We start from the raw sequence: 2,816 nt of genomic DNA, 5'->3' as shown, positions 1-2,816 counted from the left end.
TTGATTCATTTCTGACTCTCCTTTTTGTGTTATAAAATAACTCAAACGTCAGATTAAGTAAAGACTATTACAGTTAATTGCTAAATTCCTCTTGTTAATTTAATAAATAAAATATGCTCCCCCACTTGTAATATGGGGATTTCACTATTTACTCTGAATAACGTTCTCTTAATTTATTCATATAAAATTCGATTGAATCTTTGTCTTTAGGATGCGCTTCAATATATGCATCTGACACTATTTGCATCATAGATATAAACTTCTGAACAGGCATTGGAAAACCCTCACAATCACCAAAAACAAAAGTTACACCATCGAATTCTTCAGGATTATCTAAATCTTGATCTAAAATATACTCTACTCCTTCCGAAATAACAGCTCCAATTCCTCGTGATGCATCATAAATAAATTGTAAAAAATTCATTTTTTGCTCTTTGTACATAACTTCCAATAAGCAATATAGCTCAGCACCTCCATTATCAACTAAAATTTTTTTTGTTTTTTCTAACCATTGAAATTTGTTAATCATTTAACATTCCTCTTAGGCATTGTAATGAATGAATTACTGATTTTTCCTGATTTAGCATCACGAGTAACTCTAAACCAATAACCATCAATTTTAACATCGTGTACAAAACTTTCCGGATTAAACATAAAATATCTTTCTGCTTGTTTAGCTGCCCTTTGAGACATGCTTGCAATCTTTGCATCCGATAAAATAGCAGGATTATAAGTTGTTTTTGTCACTTTAATCTTATAACCAACAATTTGACCTGCATTTGGTCCATTTGCTGCTCTAGCTGGAAGTTGATATTGATATTCAATTAAACCAGGAAAACGTCTATCAGTATATTTAGGACCAACAATTTTAGCTCCCGTCATCTCAACGGATTCTAAAAAAGCATCTTGGTTATGAGCACCTGAAATACCATCCTTCTTTTTATTTAATATACCTATTTGTTTATTATGTGTAGTAACATCTGAAACAAAAGTATCTGGCACTAATTGTGCATCAGCCTCTTTTCCAACGATCCCCTCAAACCCACTATTTTCAACCTTAATCAACCCTAACGGATCAACCCAATTTATCGGATCGCTACCAGCATATTGGTAACTATTTAGTCCACCCAGTATACCAAGCGGATCTTGGGTGATATATCTGCCTGTAAATGGGTCGTAATAGCGATTTAGGTTGTAATGTAATCCCGTCTTCTCATCATAATATTGCCCTCTTGAAATCTTAATAGATTATCTGGCAAGGAATATTATGCAGGCCGCTTTGCTATCGTTGGAACCGAACAAGGCGAGTTTGATGGTAGGATGATTTATTTATCCTGATATTTTAGCAAGTAATTTATTAATTTTGTTTGTATCTTCTGGATGAATTTTTAAGTACTTTTCACAGGCTAATCTGACATAGTAATAGAAAGTTTCTTCACTGACGATTATCTTATCATCCTCTGTCGGCGGGTAACCTATGTCGAATCCAATACCTTTAAAATGATCATTTTCATCATAACTATTCATATCAGGGAAATAACAATAAGCACCATCAGTACTAAATCCAATTTTATTAATTAGGTAATAGATTGTTTCTAAAAATTGTCCATCACTATACATAATATTAAAATATGTAGTGATAATCTCGTGTACGTTTAAATCATAATTATCAAATAGCTTATTATTCATTAATTACCTCATTTAGGATGAAAATTACGAACAGTTCCCGTTGTTTTATCAACATAGATTCGGAATGTAACTCCATTTACTGTTGCATCGGCAATACCTCTAGAGCTAGACATTGCCTCTTTATAACCTTTCACAGCTGCTTGTTGCCCTAAATCTAATATTTTCTGATCTGTAAATATTTTAGGATCATAAATTGTTTTAGTTTTTATTTCTGCCTTATATCCAATCATATTACCTGCACGATCCAAGGCTGGGACTTGGTATTGAACATTGGTTATACCATTAACCCCTGTAGGGTTTTCATTGATGATCTTCACACCATAATTTTTTGCTGCTGAATAAAATGCATCTGCATTATGACCACCTGAAATTCCATATTTCTGGCTAAATCCGTCAACGTTGGCTAAGTGTTTGGGTTGTTCAATACTAAAACTAATACCATTAGGAATTTCAACGTTTCCAGCAATCCCCTCAAACCCACTATTTTCAACCTTAACCAACCCTAACGGATCAACCCAATTTATCGGATCGCTACCGGCATATTGATAACTATTTAGTCCGCCTAGTATACCAAGCGGATCTTGAGTGATATACCTGCCTGTAAATGGGTCGTAATAGCGGTTTAGATTGTAATGTAATCCCGTCTCCTCATCATAATATTGCCCTTGGAATCTTAACGGGTTATCCGGCAGGGCGTGAAAATCGTCTTGATGGTAGGTTTCGTTTATTATCTGCCCATAGGCATTATACTGGCATTCATAGAGGGTGTCACCCATGTTGCTGGTTAGGGCAATGGGGGTGCCGAGGTGGTCGTTTTGGTACCAGTAGAGTTTGATATTATCTTGCTGTGCATTGCCGTGGACAAGGGCTAATGGGCGGTAGGAGTCCGGCTCGTAAAGGTAGGTTTGCCAGTGTTTATCATTATCGGTTTCGGCAATAAGCCGGCTACCTTGCCAGATAAATTCGGTGGTTTTACCATCCACGGTTTTGCTAGTACGCCGATTAAAGGCATCATAAGTATAGGTGATAATGAGCCCCGTCGGCTTAATCACTTTGATTAACCGGTGCCGGCAGTCGTACTCATAGTGGGTGACTAGACTGTGGTCTTTTCCGCGCTTTTCAGCAAT

General features: G+C 36.2%; 4 protein-coding genes and 1 pseudogene. All 5 read right to left on the bottom strand.

The genetic code is table 11. The annotated features are described in order from the left end of the window. Nucleotides 1-148 precede the first annotated feature (148 nt). Entirely contained in the window at nt 149-529 is a 381-nt protein-coding gene (locus J6569_RS11010) for a hypothetical protein (protein WP_296301468.1), read from the bottom strand. Further along, nucleotides 526-1,065: a CdiA family toxin C-terminal domain-containing protein gene (locus J6569_RS11005; protein WP_296318492.1), complete on the bottom strand. Its 540-nt coding sequence runs from the start codon at nt 1,063-1,065 to the stop codon at nt 526-528. Before J6569_RS11005 ends, J6569_RS11010 begins: the two co-directional genes overlap by 4 nt. A gap of 57 nt (nt 1,066-1,122) precedes the next feature. After that, nucleotides 1,123-1,239 (bottom strand): annotated as a pseudogene (locus J6569_RS11000) (RHS repeat-associated core domain-containing protein); the annotation flags it as partial. A 90-nt stretch (nt 1,240-1,329) separates the two neighbouring features. Then, entirely contained in the window at nt 1,330-1,689 is a 360-nt protein-coding gene (gene cdiI, locus J6569_RS10995; RefSeq protein ID WP_296318490.1) for a ribonuclease toxin immunity protein CdiI, read from the bottom strand. A gap of 8 nt (nt 1,690-1,697) precedes the next feature. Beyond that, a partial coding sequence (locus J6569_RS10990) for an RHS repeat-associated core domain-containing protein (protein ID WP_296318488.1) occupies nt 1,698-2,816 on the bottom strand: 1,119 nt, incomplete at its 5' end.

It is taken from the genome of Gilliamella sp. (assembly GCF_024104075.1).
Lineage (GTDB): Bacteria > Pseudomonadota > Gammaproteobacteria > Enterobacterales > Orbaceae > Gilliamella > Gilliamella bombi.
Note: the sequence above shows the minus strand (reverse complement) of the source record. Positions and strands in the feature narration are given on the sequence as shown.